Below are 17,446 nucleotides of genomic sequence, written 5' to 3' on the forward strand. Positions count from 1 at the left end.
GGCTTAAGAGTGAAGGTGAATCCATGACTACATCGACTGTAAAAACCAACCTGCTGGGTCTGACTCAACAGGAAATGGAGAAATTCTTCGACTCAATCGGGGAGAAGCGTTTCCGTGCCGGTCAGGTAATGAAATGGATTCACCACCTTGGCGTCGATGATTTCGACGCCATGACGAACGTCAGCAAGGCCCTGCGCGACAAGCTCAAGGCCATTGCTGAAGTTCGCGGTCCTGAAGTGGTCAGCGAGGACATTTCCACCGACGGCACCCGTAAGTGGGTGGTGCGCGTGGCGTCCGGCAGCTGCGTCGAGACCGTGTACATTCCTCAGGGCAAACGCGGCACTTTGTGCGTTTCGTCCCAGGCAGGCTGTGCCCTGGATTGCAGTTTCTGCTCCACCGGCAAGCAAGGTTTCAACAGCAACCTCACCGCCGCCGAAGTCATCGGCCAGGTGTGGATTGCCAATAAATCGTTCGGCAGCATCCCGGCGACCGCCGACCGTGCCATCACCAACGTGGTGATGATGGGCATGGGCGAGCCGCTGCTGAACTTCGACAACGTCGTCGCGGCCATGCATTTGATGATGGACGACCTGGGCTACGGCATTTCCAAGCGCCGTGTGACCCTGTCGACCTCCGGCGTGGTACCGATGATCGATGAGCTGTCCAAGCACATCGACGTCTCCCTGGCGTTGTCGCTGCACGCACCGAATGACGCATTGCGTAACCAATTGGTGCCGATCAACAAGAAATATCCGCTTAAGATGCTGCTCGAGTCGTGCCAGCGCTACATGTCGTCCCTGGGCGAAAAACGCGTGCTGACCATCGAGTACACGTTGCTCAAGGACATCAACGACAAAGTTGAACATGCCGTCGAGATGATCGAGTTGCTCAAGAACGTCCCGTGCAAGATCAACCTGATTCCGTTCAACCCGTTCCCGCATTCCGGTTACGAGCGCCCGAGCAACAACGCGATTCGTCGTTTCCAGGATCAGCTTCACCATGCCGGCTTCAATGTCACCGTACGCACCACCCGCGGTGAAGACATTGATGCCGCGTGTGGCCAATTGGTAGGGCAGGTGCTGGATCGCACCCGTCGCAGCGAACGTTATATTGCCGTGCGCGAGTTGAGCGCCGACAGCGATATGGCGCAAAACGCCGCGAAATAATTCAAGAGAGGATCTCTATGTCCCTGCGCTTCGCGCTGCTTGTGCTGTTGGCCAGTCTTTGTACTGGCTGCGTTCTGTCGGGCGATTTCAACCCGATGAAGACCAGTAAGGGCCGCGATGAAGCGCGTGTTGCTTATGTGCAACTGGGTTTGGGCTACTTGCAGCAGGGCATGACCGAGCGTGCCAAGGTTCCGTTGAAAAAGGCGTTGGAGCTGGACAGCTCGGACCCCGACGCCAACGCCGCATTGGGTCTGGTGTTTCAGGCGGAAATGGAGCCGGAACTGGCGGACGAGCACTTTCGCAAGGCGCTGTCTTCCCGGTCCAACGATGCGCGTATCCTGAACAACTACGGCAGTTTTCTTTTCGAGCAAAAACGTTACAAAGAGGCTTACGAGCGCTTCGAACAAGCCGCCGCCGATACCCTGTATCCTGAGCGTTCGCGAGTGTTTGAGAATCTGGGCATGACGGCTTCCAAGCTTGGCCAGCGTGATCTGGCCCGGCAGCAACTGGAAAAAGCCCTGCGTTTGAACCGACAACAGCCGCGTGCATTGCTGGAAATGGCTGAGTTGTCTTACGAAGACAGGCATTATGTGCCCGCGCGTGACTATTACGACCGTTTTAGCCTGCTCACCGAGCAAAATGCACGTAGTCTATTGCTCGGTGTTCGGCTGGCAAAAGTGTTCGAAGATCGCGACAAGGCCGCCAGTTTTGGCCTGCAACTAAAACGACTCTATCCCGGTACGCCGGAATATCAGCAATACCTGTCGGAGCAATGATGAAAGCGGCGCATCCCGAAGTTGTAGCAGCGAATCGCGTTAACCCCGGTCAGACTTTGCGCCAGGCTCGCGAAAGCAATGGCTGGTCGCTGGCCGAAGTGGCCCTCAAGCTCAACCTCACCGTCAATTCCCTGAGCAATCTGGAAGCTGGCGCATTCGACAAACTGCCTGGGCATACTTTTGCCCGCGGTTATATTCGCGCGTACGCCAAATTGCTCGGCATGGACCAGACCGTTCTGGTTCAGCAGTTCGACCAATCAACCGGCACCGATTCCCAGGGCAGCAACGTCCACAGCCTGGGTCGTATCGAAGAGCCGGTTCGGGTTTCCCACACTATTCTGCGAATCGTCAGCCTGTTGCTGCTGATCGCGGTGATCGGCGGTGGTTTTGTCTGGTGGCAGGATCAGACCTCCATGCGCACCAAGGACCTGACCAGCCTGAGCCCGGAACACGTTGAAGTCGAAGGCGCCGACGGCACCACTCAGATCCATCCGCTGGACGAGCCGGAAGACCAGGCTGTCGCGGAAGGTCAGGCTGAAGGCTCGACCGTTCTCGCATTGCCGCAAGCCGAGACTTCGCCTGAAGAGCCGGCTGAAGCTGAAGCCACTGCACCTGCTGCCGCTCCGACTGCACCGGTTGTCCCAGCGCCTGCAGCACCGACGCACAGTACCGCGCCGGTTGTCGCCACTCCGGCCCCGACTGCTCCAGTGGTATCGACCCCGCCTGCAACCGCTTCGGTCACGCCGACCATTCCCGCTCCAGCAGCGCCTGCTTCGGCGGCTCCGGCTGCCGGCCAGGGTCGCGTTCAACTGCAATTCACCGCCGATTGCTGGACGCAAGTCACCGACGGCACCGGCAAAGTGCTGCTGAGTGGTCTCAAGCGTAAAGGCGAAAACGTAACCGTCAGCGGCAAGCCGCCGTTTTCCGTGCGTCTGGGCGTCGCCCGTGGCGCGCAGGTCAGCTACAACGGGCAGGTGGTTGATGTCGCTCCGTTCACCAGTGGCGAGACTGCTCGCCTGAAGTTGGGTCAATAAGTCATGCACGGCGAATCTCCAATCAAGCGTCGCGAATCCCGGAAGATCTGGGTCGGTAACGTGCCCGTTGGCGGCGATGCGCCCATCGCTGTGCAGAGCATGACCAACAGCGACACCAATGACGTCGCCGCCACCGTGGCCCAGATCAATCGTCTGGAAGCCGCTGGCGTCGATATCGTGCGCATTTCCGTGCCAGACATGGACGCCGCCGAAGCCTTCGGCAAAATCAAAAAACTGGTGAAAGTGCCCTTGGTGGCCGACATTCACTTCGATTACAAGATCGCACTGCGCGTAGCCGAACTGGGTGTTGATTGCCTGCGCATCAACCCGGGCAACATCGGTCGCGAAGACCGCGTGCGTGCGGTGGTCGATGCCGCCCGCGATCGCGGGATTCCGATCCGCATCGGCGTCAACGCCGGTTCCCTGGAAAAAGACCTGCAAAAGAAATACGGCGAGCCGACCCCGGCCGCGCTGGTCGAATCTGCCCTGCGACACGTCGAGCACCTTGAACGCCTGAACTTCCAGGACTTCAAGGTCAGCGTGAAAGCCTCCGACGTATTCATGGCCGTCGCCGCTTACCGCTTGCTGGCCAAGGAAATCGTCCAGCCGCTGCACCTGGGGATCACCGAAGCCGGTGGTTTGCGTTCAGGCACAGTGAAATCCGCCGTGGGCCTCGGTATGCTGCTCGCCGAAGGGATTGGCGATACTATTCGCATCTCGTTGGCGGCCGACCCGGTCGAGGAAGTGAAAGTCGGCTACGACATTCTCAAATCCCTGCACCTGCGTTCCCGTGGCATCAACTTCATCGCCTGCCCGAGCTGCTCGCGGCAGAACTTCGATGTGGTCAAAACCATGAACGAACTGGAAGGGCGCCTCGAAGACCTGCTGGTCCCGCTGGATGTCGCGGTCATCGGTTGCGTGGTCAACGGGCCGGGCGAAGCCAAGGAAGCCCATATCGGCTTGACCGGCGGCACGCCAAACCTGATTTACATCGACGGCAAGCCGTCGCAGAAACTGACGAATGACAATCTGGTGGATGAGCTCGAACGCTTGATCCGCCAGAAAGCGGCCGAAAAGGTCGAAGCCGACGCAGCTGTAATCGCTCGCGGCTGATCGAACGAATTTAAGGATTTTAAGTGAGCAAGTCTCTGCAAGCCATTCGTGGCATGAACGACATCCTGCCCGAACAGACTCCCCTGTGGCGTCATTTCGAGGGCACCGTTTCGCGTCTGCTGGATAACTACGGTTACAAGCAGATCCGCATGCCGATCGTCGAGTTCACCGAGCTGTTCAAGCGCTCGATCGGTGAAGTGACCGACATCGTCGAAAAAGAGATGTACACCTTCGAAGACCGTAACGGTGATTCGCTGACCCTGCGCCCTGAAGGCACGGCGGCCTGCGTGCGTGCGGTGCTTGAACACGGCATCACCGGTGGTGGCCAAGTGCAGAAACTCTGGTACATCGGCCCGATGTTCCGCCACGAGCGTCCGCAGAAAGGTCGTTATCGCCAGTTCCACCAGATCGGTGTGGAGGTGTTCAACCTCGACGGTCCGGACATCGACGCCGAGCTGATCGTGCTGACCTGGCGCCTGTGGGGCGAGCTGGGTATCCGTGATGCGGTCAAGCTCGAGCTCAACAGCCTGGGCACCAGCGAATCCCGTGGTCGTTATCGCGAAGCGCTGGTCGAGTTCCTGTCCGCTCACCTGGACAAGCTCGACGAAGACAGCCAGCGTCGTCTGAAGACCAACCCGCTGCGGGTTCTGGACACCAAGAATGCCGACACTCAAGCGATCCTGGTCGACGCGCCGAAAATGGCCGACTACCTCGACGACGAATCCCGCGTGCACTTCGAGGGCCTCAAGGCTCGCCTGGACGCCGCCGGTATTCCTTATGTGATCAACCCGAAGCTGGTGCGCGGGCTGGATTACTACAGCAAGACCGTTTTCGAATGGGTCACCGACAAGTTGGGCGCTCAAGGCACCGTGTGTGCCGGCGGCCGTTACGACGGTCTGGTGGAGCAGATGGGCGGCAAGCCGACCCCGGGCGTTGGTTTCGCCATGGGCATCGAGCGTCTGGTGCTGCTGCTGGAAACCCTGGAGCAGATCCCGCAAGAGATCTCCCGCCAGGTCGACGTCTATCTGTGCGCCTTCGGCGAGGCTGCCGAGCTGACTGCCCTGACGTTGAGCGAGAAGGTTCGCGATCAATTGCCCAACCTGCGCCTGCAGATCAATGCCGGCGCCGGCAGCTTCAAAAGCCAGTTCAAGAAGGCCGACAAGAGCGGTGCGCTGTACGCGCTGATCCTCGGTGACGACGAAATGGCCCAGCAAGTGGTAGGTTTCAAACCCCTGCGTGGCCAGGGCGAACAACAAAGCATTGCCTGGGATGCGCTTGCTGCACACCTGGCCACCTGCGTCGTGCAGGGTTGAAGCTGTCAAACAGCCGATTTAGCGATTAAGGAGTATTGGGGTGTCGAGTACCGAAGACGAACAGCTGGCGGATTTTAAGGACTGGTGGTCACGCAACGGCAAGCCTCTGGTCACTGGCGGCCTGTTGGCGCTGGTCATCGTGTTCGGCTGGCAGGCCTTTCACAAGTATCAGAACAATCAGGCGCAAGGCGCTTCGATTCTCTATCAGCAATTGCTCGAAACCACGCTCACGCCAAACGGCAAGCCTGATGCGGCCCGTGTTTCGGACCTGGCCGGCAAGCTCAACAGCGAGTTCGGCGGCACCGCCTACGCGCAGTACGGCAGCCTGTTCGTGGCGAAAGTCGCGGTCGACAGCGGCAAGCTGGACGACGCTGCCACCGAGCTGAAGGCCATCGTTGCCAAACCGGCCAATTCGGCACTGGGCGAAATCGCCCGTCAGCGCCTGGCACAGGTACTGGCCGCTCAGAACAAGGCCGATGAAGCCCTGAAGTTGCTCGAAGGCGATGCCGATAAAGCCTTCCTGGCCACTCGCGAAGAACTCAAAGGCGACCTACTGGTGCAGTTGGGTCGTACCGACGAAGCGAACGCTGCGTATCAAAAAGCCAAGGCGGCACTGTCGGATGAAGCGGCAGTCGGTGGCCTACAAATCAAGCTGGACGATCTGGCCAAAGGGGATGCGTGACGTGATCCGTTGGAAACATGCAGCATTGCTGGCTCTGGCCGTATTGGCCGCGGGTTGCAGCAGCAACAGCAAAAAAGAATTGCCGCCTGCCGAACTGGTCGACTTCAAAGAAGAAGTGGTCCTGCAAAAGCAGTGGAGTCGTTCGATCGGTGACGGTCAGGGCGAAACCTACAACATGCTGGTTCCGGCGATCGATGGCGATACCATTTATGCCGCCGACGTCACTGGCGTGGTGATGGCGATGGATCGCAGCAATGGCGACGTCAAATGGAAGAAAGATCTTGAACTGCCTGTTTCCGGCGCCGTTGGCGTAGGTTACGGCCTGCTCGTGATCGGTACGACCAAGGGCGAAATCGTTGCGATGGACGCCACCAACGGTGAAGAGAAATGGCGCGCTCGCGTGTCCAGCGAAGTTCTCGCGCCGCCGGCCAACAACGGCGACGTGGTTGTCGTTCAGACTCAGGACGACCGTCTGATCGGTCTGGATGCCGCCACCGGCAACCAGCGCTGGTTGTATGACAGCACGCCTGCGGTCCTGACCCTGCGTGGCACCAGTGCACCGATCGTGACCAACCGCCTTGCGGTGGCTGGCCTGTCGACCGGTAAAGTGGTCGCTCTCGATATCTCCAACGGCGTGCCGGTGTGGGAACAACGGGTAGCGATCCCACAAGGTCGTTCGGAACTGGAGCGCGTTGTCGATATCGACGGTGGCTTGCTGCTGTCCGGCGGTACGCTGTACGTCGCCAGCTACCAGGGTCGCGTTGCGGCACTGGACCTGGAAAGCGGTCGTCAGCTCTGGCAGCGTGATGCTTCCAGCTATGCCGGCGTGGCTCAGGGCTTCGGCACTGTTTACGTGAGCCTGTCTTCGGGCACTGTTGAAGGCGTCGACGAGCGTTCCACCACAGCGTTGTGGAGCAACGATTCGCTGGCTCGCCGTCAACTGTCGGCTCCGGAAGTGTTCTCCAGCTATGTTGCAGTCGGTGACATGGAAGGCTATGTGCACCTGCTGAGCCAGGTGGACGGTCGTTTCGTCGGCCGCGAGCGCATCGACAGCGACGGCCTGCGTGCCCGTCCGCTGGTGATGGGTGACACGATTTATCTGTATGGCAACAGCGGCAAACTGGAAGCCCTGACCATCAAGTAACGACTATGCTTGGGTTAACCCCCAAGCGGCTTCACTTGTAGGAGCGAGCTTGCTCGCGATGGACGTCAACGATTACGTTTGCTGTCTGAATGAACGCGGTGTCGTTGCGTTTTTCGCGAGCAAGCTCGCTCCTACAGTGATTGCCCCGAGCACCAGCCGCTGCCTCGCAGCGGCTTTTGTATTTTCTGAAATAACGAAGTGGAGAGCCGCATGGTTCCCGTAATCGCCCTGGTGGGCCGACCGAACGTCGGCAAGTCCACCTTGTTCAACCGCCTGACCAGGACTCGCGACGCCATCGTCGGCGACTTGTCCGGTCTGACCCGTGATCGCCAATACGGTGAGGCCAAGTGGCAAGGGCGTTCCTACATTCTGGTCGACACCGGCGGTATCTCCGGTGACGAGCACGGTATGGACGAAAAAATGGCCGAGCAGTCGCTGCTGGCCATTGAAGAAGCCGATGTCGTTCTGTTCCTGGTAGATGCCAAGGCCGGTTTCACCGCCGCCGACCAGATGATCGCCGAGCATTTGCGCAAACGTAACAAGCGTTCTTACGTGGTAGCCAACAAGGTCGACAACATCGACCCTGAAATGGCCCGCGCCGAATTCGCCCCGTTGGGCATGGGCCACGCGATCCCGATCGCCGGCGCTCATGGTCGTGGCATCACCCAGATGCTGGAAATCGCCCTGAGCGACTTCCCGAAAGACGAAGAAGAGCTGGAAGAAGGCGAGGAAGAGGACGTTGCCGAAGGCGAGGAAGCCAAGCGCATTCCTGGTCCAAGCGAAAAAGACGGGATCAAGATCGCCATCATCGGCCGCCCGAACGTCGGCAAGTCGACCCTGGTCAACCGTATGCTCGGTGAAGACCGGGTAATCGTGTATGACCAACCTGGCACTACCCGCGACAGTATCTACATCCCGTTCGAGCGTAACGACGAGAAGTACACGCTGATCGACACCGCCGGTGTGCGCAAGCGCGGCAAGATCCACGAAGAAGTCGAAAAATTCTCCGTGGTCAAAACCCTGCAGGCGATCAAAGACGCCAACGTCGTGATCTTCGTGATGGACGCCCGCGAAGGTGTGGTCGACCACGACCTCAACCTGCTGGGCTTTGCCATTGAGTCGGGTCGTGCTCTGGTTATCGCGATCAACAAGTGGGACGGCATGACGCCGAGCGAGCGTGACTTCGTGAAGGTCGAGCTGCAACGTCGACTGTTCTTCGTTGACTACGCCGACATCCACTTCATCTCGGCCCTGCACGGCACTGGCGTGGGCAACCTTTACGCCTCCGTCCAGAACTCGTTCAAGTCCGCGGTCACCCGCTGGCCGACCAACCGCCTGACCCAGATTCTGGAAGATGCGGTCGGTGAGCACGCGCCGCCGATGGTCAACAACCGCCGGATCAAGCTGCGTTACGCTCACTTGGGTGGCGCTAACCCGCCGATCATCGTGATTCACGGTAACCAGATCGAGAAGGTGCCGAAGTCGTACGTTCGTTACCTGGAAAATACTTACCGTCGTGTTCTGAAGCTGGTCGGTACACCGATCCGCATCGAGTTCAAGGGCGGCGAGAACCCGTACGAAGGCAACAAGACCTCGCTCACCGACCGTCAGGTCAACAAGAAGCGTCGCATGATGTCGCACCACAAAAAGGCCGACAAGAAGCGCCGCGACAAGCGCTGATTGCAGGTTCACGCGACCTCTGTGGGAGCGGGCTTGCTCGCGAATGCTATCTGTCAGCCAGCATATCTGCCGACTGCCAGGCCGCCTTCGCGAGCAAGCCCGCTCCCACAAGGGATAAGTCGAGAAGAAGGGTGCCATTGGCGCCCTTTTTTTATGGGCGCCGTTTGGGCTATCCTCGGGCTCTCCCGCGCCGCCGTTAGAGCCGGGTGTAGAGCAGGGAATCACCGATGATCACCAGTAAGCTGCCGAATGTCGGCACCACTATCTTCACGCAGATGTCTCAGCTCGCGGCGCAAACCGGGGCGATCAACCTGTCCCAGGGTTTTCCCGATTTCGATGCCCCGCAGGCCCTGTGCGATGCGGTCGGCCGGCATATTGCCAATGGCCATAACCAGTATTCGCCGATGACCGGCCTGCCGGCACTGCGTCAGCAAGTTTCGGCGAAGATCGCTCGCAGTTACGGCGTGAATGTCGATGCCGACAACGAAGTGACCATCACCCCCGGCGCCACCCAGGCGATCTTCTGCGCGATTCAGGCAGTTATCCACAGCGGCGACGAAGTGATCGTTTTCGATCCGTGCTACGACAGTTACGAGCCGTCGGTTGAACTGGCCGGTGGCCGTTGCGTGCATGTGCAGCTTGGGTTGAATGATTTCTCTATCGACTTCCAGAAACTGGCTCAGGCCATTACGCCGCGCACGCGGATGATTGTGCTGAACTCACCGCACAACCCGAGTGGCGCACTGATCAGTCGTGCCGAGCTGGATCAGTTGGCGGATCTGATTCGTGATCGCGACATCTACCTCGTCAGCGACGAAGTCTACGAACACCTGGTGTTCGACGGTGTGCCTCACGTCAGCGTGCTGAATCACGAAGAGCTGTATCAGCGCGCCTTCGTGGTCAGCTCGTTCGGCAAGACCTATCACGTGACTGGCTGGAAAACCGGCTATGTGGTCGCGCCACCTGCTCTCACGGCGGAACTGCGCAAGGTTCACCAGTACGTCAGTTTCTGCGGCGTGACTCCGCTGCAATTTGCCTTGGCCGATTTCATGGCTGAGCACCCGGAACATGTCGAAGAACTGCCGGCTTTTTATCAGGCCAAGCGCGATCTGTTCTGCGACTTGCTGACGCCATCGCGTTTCAGTTTCACCCGCGTCACCGGCACCTATTTCCAGTTGGTCGATTACTCGCAGATCCGCCCCGACCTCAACGACGTCGAGATGGCGTTGTGGATGACCCGCGAACACGGCGTGGCGAGCATCCCGATCTCGGTGTTCTACCAGACGCCGCCCGAAGGCCAGCGCCTGGTGCGTCTGTGCTTTGCCAAGCGGGAGGAGACCCTGCGTGAAGCAGCGGCAAAACTATGCGTGATCTGAGTGCACTGCCCAATCTGAACATTGCGCTGATCCAGACGACCCTGGCCTGGCACGACCGCCAGGCCAATCTGGAGCATTTCCAGCAGCTGCTGGAACAGGCTCGCGGCGCTGACCTGATCATCCTGCCGGAGATGTTCACCACCGGTTTCTCCATGGAGTCCGAGACGCTCGCCGAGCCGGAAAACGGTCCCACCAGCAAATGGCTGCGTGCCCAGGCAGCGCAACTCGATGCCGTGATCACCGGCAGCGTCATCGTTCAGGCCGCCGACGGCAGTCATCGCAATCGCTTGTTGTGGGCGCGACCGGACGGTGAAGTCTGGCACTACGACAAGCGTCACCTGTTCCGCATGGCGGGCGAGCACAATCACTACACACCGGGCGAGCGCCAGGTGCAGTTCGAACTCAAGGGCTGGCGCGTGCGGCCGCTGATTTGCTATGACTTGCGTTTCCCGGTGTGGAGCCGCGACGCCCAGGACACCGACCTGTTGTTGTACACCGCCAACTGGCCGGGCGCACGGCGTCAGCACTGGAACCGTTTGCTGCCAGCACGGGCAATCGAAAACCTGTGCTATGTGGCGGCGGTGAATCGCATCGGGACTGACGGGAAAGGCTTTGCGTATACCGGCGACAGTCAGGTGCTGGATTTCCAGGGTGAGACGTTGCTCAGTGCGGGTGAAGCGGACGGGGTGTTCAAGGTGGTGCTGGATGCAGCGGAATTGGCGGCGTATCGCACGCGGTTTCCAGCGAATCTGGATGCCGATACCTTTGAATTCACCTGAGATTCTTGTCGCCTGACAGGGCCTCTTCGCGAGCAAGCCCGCTCCCACAGTTGACCGAGTTGTTCAGACCGATGCGGTCCCCTGTGGGAGCGGGCTTGCTCGCGAAGGGGTCATAACAGGCAACACAATAACTGCAGGCAAACAAAAAGGCCCCGAGGTTCACACCCCGGGGCCTTTTGCATTGCGGCGAAGGCTTACGCCGCTTTCGCTTCCGGCTGGCTCAACGAGCGGTTCAGTGCACTGAACAGGGCCTTGAAGCTGGCGGTGGTGATGTTTTCATCGATGCCGGCGCCGTGCACTGCACGTTCACCGTTCACACGCAGTTCAATGTAGGCCGCCGCCTTGGCATTGGTACCCGCGCCGATCGCGTGTTCGTTGTAGTCCATGATTTCCACCGGAATCGGCAGACCGGCCACCAGCGCTTCCAGCGCGCCGTTGCCCTTGCCACGCCAGTGCAGGTTGTTTTCACCCTGACCTTTGCCAGAGACTTCCACTTCCACGGCGCTATGACCGTTTTCTTCCTGCAGGCGATGGCTGACCAGCGCGTACGGGGTATTGGCCTGCAAGTACTCGCTGTGCAGCAATGCGTGGATTTGCTGGGCGGTCATTTCGAGGCCCAGACGATCGGTTTCACGCTGTACGACCTGGCTGAACTCGATCTGCATGCGACGCGGCAGGTTGATGCCGTATTCCTGTTCCAGCAGGTAAGCGATACCGCCCTTGCCCGACTGGCTGTTGACGCGGATCACCGCCTCGTAGCTGCGGCCGATGTCGGCCGGGTCGATCGGCAAGTACGGCACTTCCCACAGGGCGTCCGGTTTCTGCTGGGCAAAGCCCTTGCGGATGGCATCCTGGTGGGAGCCGGAGAATGCGGTGTGAACCAGGTCGCCGACGTACGGGTGGCGCGGGTGCACCTGGATCTGGTTGCACTCTTCGACGACTTTGCGCACGCCGTCGATGTCGGAGAAGTCCAACTCAGGGTGAATGCCCTGGGTGTACAGGTTCAACGCCACAGTCACCAGATCAACGTTGCCGGTACGCTCGCCGTTGCCGAACAGGCAGCCTTCGACACGGTCGGCGCCGGCCATCAGGCCCAGTTCGGTGGCAGCCACGCCAGTGCCACGGTCGTTGTGGGTGTGCAGGCTGATGATCACGCTGTCACGACGGTTGATGTGACGGCCGAACCATTCGATCTGGTCGGCATAGATGTTCGGGGTCGCGCATTCGACGGTGGCCGGCAGGTTGAGAATCACCTTGTGCTCAGGCGTCGGGTTCCAGACTTCGATGACCGCATCGCAGACTTCCTTGGCGAATTCCAGTTCGGTCGCACTGAAGGTTTCCGGCGAGTATTCGAAGGTCCACTCGGTGTTCGGCTGCATGGCAGCGTATTTGACGAACAGCTTGGCAGCGTTTACCGCGATGGCCTTGATCCCGTCCTTGTCCTGGTTGAAGACAATGCGGCGGAAGGAAGGGGAGGTCGCGTTGTACAGGTGAACGATGGCTTTTTTCGCCCCGCGCAGGGATTCGAAGGTGCGCTCGATCAGGTCTTCACGGCCCTGGGTCAGCACCTGAATGGTGGTGTCGTCCGGGATGTGGCCGTCTTCGATCAGGGTGCGCACGAAGTCGAAGTCGGTTTGCGAAGCGGCCGGGAACGACGCTTCGATTTCTTTCACGCCGACCTGCACCAGGGTTTTCCAGAAGCGCAGCTTTTTGACCGCGTCCATCGGTTCGATCAGCGACTGGTTGCCGTCGCGCAGGTCGGAGCTGCACCAGATCGGCGCGGCGGTGATGGTCTTCGACGGCCAGGTGCGGTCCGGGATGTCGATCGTCGGGAACGCGCGGTATTTCGAAGACGGGTCTTTGAGCATGCTCATCGGGAAATCCTTATTGTGTGGGCCGAAAAAAGGCGGCCTGCCGGTGGATCAAAAGTTCTTGGGGAAAAGCGTGGGGCGAGGCACCGCGATTCAGCCCGGCAGTCGTGCGCTGACGAGGCACAGGCTGCGGTGCTGGCGAAGCTGAATGAGGGTGTGAAAGGTTTTCATGCCTTCAACCCTAACCGCGAGGGTGAAGGATGGCAAGCAGTCGAAAAAAATTGAGAGAAGTTCTGCTTTTAGCAGGTTTGTCGACATTTAATCGCGCTAATCAATGCGTAATGCATTAATGATTGCGGCGATAGTTGAACGTCGGCAATTGAAGGGCGGTGGTGATGCGTCTATCGCTTTCGCGAGCAAGCCCGCTCCCACAGGGGATATGCGTCACACCGTAGATCCATTGTGGGAGCGGGCTTGCTCGCGAAGAGGCTATCAGCCTCACCGAAAAACTAAGGCTGAAACGCGCCAATAAAAATCGCCGGATCCACCCGCGCATCATTCAGGCTGATGTTCCAGTGCATATGCGGCCCGGTCGCCCGTCCGGTCGAACCGACCTTGCCGACCACACCGCCGCGAGCCATCTGCTGCCCAACCGTCACATCAATCTTCGACATGTGGCAGAACATGCTGATAAAGCCCTGCCCATGGTCGACGAACACCGTGTTGCCATTGAAGAAGTAGTTACCGATCAGGATCACCTTGCCCGCCGCCGGCGTCTTGATTGGTGTGCCGGCGCCCACGGCGAAGTCCAGGCCCGAGTGGGGATTGCGCTCTTCACCATTGAAGAAACGGCGCACACCGAACTTGCTCGACAGCGGCCCGTTGACCGGTTTGTCCAGCAGCAGGTTGCTCGGGGTATTCGGGCTGAACGTGCGGTAGGCGGCGATCTGCTCGGCCAGTTCGCGCTCGATGCGCTTGAGATTGTCCGGGTCCGGATTGACCTGTTGGGTGTTTTTCAGGGTGATGCGCTGTTCCGGGTATTTCTTGTTGCCGACAGTGAAACTCAGGTGACGGCCGCCGCTGCTGAGGGACTGGGCGCCCGGCTTGACGGTCAACGGCACACCGACAATCGCCAGCCAATTGTTCTGTTCCTTGACCACCAGAACCGGTTTGCCTTGATAACTGGCTTTCGGCGCCTGGGCCGCCGCGCCCAGATCCACCACCGCCACACCACCCGGCACCGGTTTGTTCAGCAGGCGGGTGATGTAGCTGTCGGCGTGGGCGTTGAAGGTCAGGCACAGCAACAGCAGCGGAGCTAAAAAACGCGGCATGGATCAATCCAGTAAAGAAAGGGTGACAGGCGTCAGGTGATTGTCTTCGACCCGCACGTGCAGTTCGCCTTCACCCAGTTTGGCTTTCAGGCGCTGGCCGTTGTGGGTTTGCGCGGCGTTGCGGATCGCGTTGCCGCGCTCGTCCAGCAGAATGCTGTAGCCACGGGCAAGCGTCGCCAACGGGCTGACCACTTGCAGCGTCTGCACCTGACTTTGCAGTTGCAGGCGACGGGATTTGAGCCCTTCGCGGATGGCTCGGGGCAGGCGTTCGGCGAGGCTGTCGAGGCGCTGACGCAGCATCGCCAGTTGCCGGCCCGGATGTTGCCCGGCGAGGCGGGTTTCCAGGCGGATCAGCCGTTCGCGACGGGTATTGAGGCTGCGTTCGAACGCGCGGCGCATGCGCATGTCCAGATCATCCAGACGTTGCGCTTGCTGGCGCAGGCGTTCGCCGGGATGGCGCAAGCGCCGAGAGATGCCTTCCAGGCGCAGTCGATCACGCATCAGGCGGTCGCGCATGCGCATCACCAGTCGGCGGTGCAAGCTCTCGACCCGACGCACCAGATCGCTGGAATCCGGCGCCAGCAGTTCAGCAGCGGCAGAGGGCGTCGGGGCGCGAACGTCGGCCACGAAGTCACTGATCGACACGTCGGTTTCATGGCCGACGGCGCTGACAATCGGCGTCACGCAAGCATCCACGGCACGGGCCACGGCTTCTTCGTTGAAACACCACAGGTCTTCCAGCGAGCCGCCGCCACGGGCCAGGATCAACGCATCGAAACCACGGGCGTCCGCCAGTTTCAGCGCGCGGACAATCTGCGCCGTGGCCTCGCGGCCCTGCACGGCCGTGGGGATCAGCGTCAACTGCACCTGCGGCGCACGGCGGCGGAACACGCTGATGATGTCGCGGATCACTGCGCCGGTCGGCGAACTGATGATGCCGATGCGTTGCGGATGCGCCGGCAGCGGCACTTTGCGCTCGGCGCTGAACAGGCCTTCGGCGCTGAGTTTTTCTTTCAAGGCATCGAAGGCCAGACGCAGCGCACCGTCACCGGCCGGCTCGACGGTGTCGAGAATCAGTTGATAGTCGCCACGCCCTTCGAACAGCGAGACTTTGCCGCGCACCTTGACCGCCAGGCCGTCCTTCAGCGCCTGACGAACCCGTGCCGCGTTCTGCCGGAACAATGCGCAACGCACTTGGGCGCCGCTGTCCTTGAGGGTGAAATACACGTGGCCGGACGCCGGGCGGGCGAGGTTGGAGATTTCGCCTTCGACCCAGATATTGCTGAACACGTCTTCGAGCAACACCCGCGCGCGGCCGTTGAGCTGGCTGACAGTCAGGACTTCACGGTCCAGGCCGAGTCTTGCAAAGGGATCTTTAATCATGGGGCGCAGTTTAAAGGCATTCTCCAAGGGAATGCACGATCCCCTGTAGGAGCGAGCTTGCTCGCGATAAACCTGAGGACGACGCGTTTATCCAGAAAATACTCGTCATCGTTAACGTCCATCGCGAGCAAGCTCGCTCCTACAGGGTTAGAGTCAGCTCCGGGATTCAAGGAAGACGGGGAAGTGAATGTGTTTGAGCTGATGAATCAATGGCCATTTGGCGTGGTGGATTGGGTGGTCATCGGGGCGGCCATCGCCCTGGCCTACATCGTGTTTGGCATCGCCGGCTTCGGCACCGCGCTGGTGGCGGGGCCGATTCTGATTCTGTTCATGCCGCTGTCGAAGATCGTGCCGTTGCTGGTGCTGCTGGATTTTGTGGCGGCGTTCGGCAATCTGCTGCCTTCGCGGCGGGATGTGGCCAGACCGGAACTGCTGTGGCTGCTGCCATGCATGGCGGTGGGTTGCACGCTGGGTGTGATCTTTCTGCTGAACCTGAAATCCGATGTGTTGCTACTGTTGATGGGGCTGTTCATCAGCGCCTATGCGGTTTACAGCCTGTGGGTCAAAACCCGTCCGACGCAGTTGTCTGCCGCCTGGGCGGTGCCGATGGGCACGGTCGGCGGGATGTTCGGTGCGTTGTTTGGCAGTGGCGGCTTTTTATATGCGATTTATCTGAACAGCCGGTTGACGAAAGACGCAGCGCGCGCGACCCAAAGCGCACTGATCAGTTGCAGCACCGTGGTGCGCCTGAGCCTGTTTGCTGTCGCGGGTGTGTATGCCGAGCTACCCTTGTTGGTATTGGCGCTGTGTTTGTTGCCGGCCATGGCGTTGGGGCTGTGGTTTGGCCGGCGGCTGACCATGAGATTGTCCCGTGAGGCGTTTGTGCGGCTGGTGACCTGGTTGGTGCTGGCCAGCGGGATTGCCTTGATCGGGCGGTATTTGAGTACTTGACCGGATTTCGCCAGGGATTAAGCTGCCGCCCGCCCCAGAGCCTTCGCGAGCAAGCCCGCTCCCACATTAACCGCGATCAAATGTGGGAGCGGGCTTGCTCGCGAAGGCGTCAATCGGCGCGCCGCAGAACCTCCATTTAACGCAGCAGGCTTGCACCCATGAATTCCCAAAGCATCATCGTCCCGAAAATTTCCACGCTGCCGGTGCACGAACCCCGCGCCCGGGCGGTCGTGCGTTGGCTGGTGCGCAAGAACATCATCACGGAAGAGCTGACCACGTGCGGCCGAACCGGCAACCGCATGGGCCACGCGATCGCCGACGGTGCCCGCGCCGTGGTACTGCACCCGCAAGCACTGCCGTTCGGCGAGCCGGTCAATGGCCTGGAGATCATCACCAAGCGCTGTATCTATACGCCGGCCAAGGGTTTCCTTGGGGAAGCGGGCTGCGTCGAGTGCCGCAAGGAGATCGGCGAAGCGCTGTTCGAAAGCCTGGAAGACTGGATGCCGGGGCGCACCGATAACTTCACCTGCCCGGAATGCGGGCATGAAGACGACATCAACGGCTTTCTTTTCCTGCAGGAATGCGGCTTTTCCAATCTGGGATTCATTTTCAACAACTGGGCCGAGGCCGGGTTCAAGCAGAGCTTTATCGATGAGTTCGCCGATTGGCTGGATCAGCCCGTCAGTTGGGTGAAAGTGGAACTCTGACTATCTGTAGGAGCGAGCTTGCTCGCGATGAACTTGAAGGCGACGCTTGTTTCCTGACTGCACGCGTCATCGTTCACGTCCATCGCGAGCAAGCTCGCTCCTACAAAAAACAGCAATCCCATGTAGCCGCAATCCCCGTATATCAGTAATGCGAATAATAGACAGAGTTTTACATTGAACCCGAGGGGGTGTCTGACTAT

15 protein-coding genes are annotated in these 17,446 nt (G+C 59.9%); 12 read left to right on the forward strand and 3 right to left on the reverse strand.

Annotation, left to right across the window (positions count from 1 at the left end; all coding sequences use genetic code 11):
- Positions 1-23 precede the first annotated feature (23 nt).
- The 10 genes from rlmN to ACA073_RS05150 all read left to right on the forward strand — a co-directional run bounded on the left by rlmN (position 24) and on the right by ACA073_RS05150 (position 11,063).
- Positions 24-1,166 (forward strand): dual-specificity RNA methyltransferase RlmN, encoded by a 1,143-nt coding sequence (gene rlmN / locus ACA073_RS05105; protein ID WP_461951731.1) that lies wholly within the window; start codon positions 24-26, stop codon positions 1,164-1,166.
- A 17-nt stretch (positions 1,167-1,183) separates the two neighbouring features.
- A complete protein-coding gene (pilW, locus tag ACA073_RS05110) occupies positions 1,184-1,942 on the forward strand; it encodes a type IV pilus biogenesis/stability protein PilW (RefSeq protein ID WP_084320782.1) in 759 nt (252 codons plus the stop codon).
- Positions 1,942-2,976 (forward strand): RodZ domain-containing protein, encoded by a 1,035-nt coding sequence (locus ACA073_RS05115; RefSeq protein WP_497402091.1) that lies wholly within the window; start codon positions 1,942-1,944, stop codon positions 2,974-2,976. Before pilW ends, ACA073_RS05115 begins: the two co-directional genes overlap by 1 nt.
- Before the next feature lie 3 nt (positions 2,977-2,979).
- Complete coding sequence (gene ispG, locus ACA073_RS05120; RefSeq protein ID WP_008147751.1) at positions 2,980-4,089, forward strand: flavodoxin-dependent (E)-4-hydroxy-3-methylbut-2-enyl-diphosphate synthase; 1,110 nt, start codon at positions 2,980-2,982, stop codon at positions 4,087-4,089.
- 23 nt (positions 4,090-4,112) lie between these two features.
- On the forward strand, positions 4,113-5,402 hold the full coding sequence (gene hisS, locus ACA073_RS05125) for a histidine--tRNA ligase (protein WP_497402093.1): 1,290 nt from the start codon (positions 4,113-4,115) through the stop codon (positions 5,400-5,402).
- Between the two features lie 40 nt (positions 5,403-5,442).
- On the forward strand, positions 5,443-6,084 hold the full coding sequence (locus ACA073_RS05130) for a tetratricopeptide repeat protein (protein WP_497402095.1): 642 nt from the start codon (positions 5,443-5,445) through the stop codon (positions 6,082-6,084).
- Positions 6,077-7,228 carry an outer membrane protein assembly factor BamB gene (gene bamB, locus ACA073_RS05135; RefSeq protein WP_497402097.1) on the forward strand — a complete coding sequence of 384 codons (1,152 nt, stop codon included), beginning with the start codon at positions 6,077-6,079 and terminating at the stop codon, positions 7,226-7,228. The genes ACA073_RS05130 and bamB overlap by 8 nt, the downstream gene beginning before the upstream one ends.
- A gap of 210 nt (positions 7,229-7,438) precedes the next feature.
- Positions 7,439-8,908 (forward strand): ribosome biogenesis GTPase Der, encoded by a 1,470-nt coding sequence (der, locus tag ACA073_RS05140; protein ID WP_461951726.1) that lies wholly within the window; start codon positions 7,439-7,441, stop codon positions 8,906-8,908.
- A gap of 227 nt (positions 8,909-9,135) precedes the next feature.
- Entirely contained in the window at positions 9,136-10,284 is a 1,149-nt protein-coding gene (locus ACA073_RS05145; RefSeq protein ID WP_497402099.1) for a pyridoxal phosphate-dependent aminotransferase, read from the forward strand.
- Positions 10,272-11,063 carry an amidohydrolase gene (locus ACA073_RS05150; RefSeq protein WP_497402100.1) on the forward strand — a complete coding sequence of 264 codons (792 nt, stop codon included), beginning with the start codon at positions 10,272-10,274 and terminating at the stop codon, positions 11,061-11,063. The genes ACA073_RS05145 and ACA073_RS05150 overlap by 13 nt, the downstream gene beginning before the upstream one ends.
- A gap of 194 nt (positions 11,064-11,257) precedes the next feature.
- Here ACA073_RS05150 and leuA read toward each other — a convergent pair whose 3' ends face one another.
- From leuA to xseA, 3 genes are all read right to left on the reverse strand, one after another.
- Entirely contained in the window at positions 11,258-12,937 is a 1,680-nt protein-coding gene (gene leuA, locus ACA073_RS05155) for a 2-isopropylmalate synthase (protein WP_497402101.1), read from the reverse strand.
- A 446-nt stretch (positions 12,938-13,383) separates the two neighbouring features.
- A complete protein-coding gene (locus ACA073_RS05160) occupies positions 13,384-14,205 on the reverse strand; it encodes a peptidoglycan DD-metalloendopeptidase family protein (protein WP_497402103.1) in 822 nt (273 codons plus the stop codon).
- 3 nt (positions 14,206-14,208) lie between these two features.
- Positions 14,209-15,588 (reverse strand): exodeoxyribonuclease VII large subunit, encoded by a 1,380-nt coding sequence (xseA, locus tag ACA073_RS05165; RefSeq protein ID WP_497402104.1) that lies wholly within the window; start codon positions 15,586-15,588, stop codon positions 14,209-14,211.
- Positions 15,589-15,771: 183 nt separating this feature from the next.
- Here xseA and ACA073_RS05170 point away from each other — a divergent pair, with 183 nt between their 5' ends.
- Together ACA073_RS05170 and ACA073_RS05175 are read left to right on the forward strand one after the other, a co-directional pair.
- Positions 15,772-16,539 (forward strand): sulfite exporter TauE/SafE family protein, encoded by a 768-nt coding sequence (locus ACA073_RS05170; protein WP_497402105.1) that lies wholly within the window; start codon positions 15,772-15,774, stop codon positions 16,537-16,539.
- A gap of 158 nt (positions 16,540-16,697) precedes the next feature.
- A complete protein-coding gene (locus ACA073_RS05175; RefSeq protein ID WP_497402106.1) occupies positions 16,698-17,246 on the forward strand; it encodes a sugar ABC transporter ATPase in 549 nt (182 codons plus the stop codon).
- The last annotated feature ends 200 nt before the right edge of the window (positions 17,247-17,446 follow it).

Source organism: Pseudomonas sp. LBUM1670 (assembly GCF_059695695.1).

Excerpts from the sequence above, each read along its gene's own strand:
- leuA (WP_497402101.1), bottom strand. The coding sequence starts at position 12,937 with ATGAGCATGCTCAAAGACCCGTCTTCGAAATACCGCGCGTTCCCGACG.
- ACA073_RS05160 (WP_497402103.1), bottom strand. The coding sequence starts at position 14,205 with ATGCCGCGTTTTTTAGCTCCGCTGCTGTTGCTGTGCCTGACCTTCAAC.
- pilW (WP_084320782.1), top strand. The coding sequence starts at position 1,184 with ATGTCCCTGCGCTTCGCGCTGCTTGTGCTGTTGGCCAGTCTTTGTACT.
- ACA073_RS05150 (WP_497402100.1), top strand. The coding sequence starts at position 10,272 with ATGCGTGATCTGAGTGCACTGCCCAATCTGAACATTGCGCTGATCCAG.
- ispG (WP_008147751.1), top strand. The coding sequence starts at position 2,980 with ATGCACGGCGAATCTCCAATCAAGCGTCGCGAATCCCGGAAGATCTGG.
- xseA (WP_497402104.1), bottom strand. The coding sequence starts at position 15,588 with ATGATTAAAGATCCCTTTGCAAGACTCGGCCTGGACCGTGAAGTCCTG.
- der (WP_461951726.1), top strand. The coding sequence starts at position 7,439 with ATGGTTCCCGTAATCGCCCTGGTGGGCCGACCGAACGTCGGCAAGTCC.
- ACA073_RS05145 (WP_497402099.1), top strand. The coding sequence starts at position 9,136 with ATGATCACCAGTAAGCTGCCGAATGTCGGCACCACTATCTTCACGCAG.
- rlmN (WP_461951731.1), top strand. The coding sequence starts at position 24 with ATGACTACATCGACTGTAAAAACCAACCTGCTGGGTCTGACTCAACAG.
- ACA073_RS05115 (WP_497402091.1), top strand. The coding sequence starts at position 1,942 with ATGAAAGCGGCGCATCCCGAAGTTGTAGCAGCGAATCGCGTTAACCCC.
- ACA073_RS05175 (WP_497402106.1), top strand. The coding sequence starts at position 16,698 with ATGAATTCCCAAAGCATCATCGTCCCGAAAATTTCCACGCTGCCGGTG.
- bamB (WP_497402097.1), top strand. The coding sequence starts at position 6,077 with ATGCGTGACGTGATCCGTTGGAAACATGCAGCATTGCTGGCTCTGGCC.